The organism is Clostridium sp. UMB9555A (genome assembly GCF_030222355.1).
GTDB lineage: Bacteria > Bacillota > Clostridia > Clostridiales > Clostridiaceae > Sarcina > Sarcina perfringens.
Window position 1 is genome coordinate 1 of the sequence record NZ_JASORQ010000046.1, and the last position, 245, is coordinate 245.

The following is a 245-nucleotide window of genomic DNA, read 5'->3' on the forward strand; positions in this document are numbered from 1 at the left end:
GCCCCTTGGTCAAGCGGTTAAGACACCACCCTTTCACGGTGGTAACAGGGGTTCGATTCCCCTAGGGGTCACCATATATACGGTCGCATAGCTCAGCTGGGAGAGCACCTGCCTTACAAGCAGGGGGTCACAGGTTCGATCCCTGTTGCGACCACCAAAACTTTTAATGGCTCAGTAGCTCAGTTGGTTAGAGTGCCGGCCTGTCACGCCGGAGGTCGAGGGTTCGAGCCCCTTCTGAGTCGCCA

The 245-nt window shown here is 57.1% G+C and carries 2 tRNA genes; both read left to right on the forward strand.

Annotation, left to right across the window (positions count from 1 at the left end):
• The first annotated feature begins 81 nt into the window (after positions 1-81).
• A tRNA-Val gene (locus QP548_RS16895) sits at positions 82-157 on the forward strand.
• Between the two features lie 11 nt (positions 158-168).
• Positions 169-245 (forward strand) — tRNA-Asp (locus QP548_RS16900).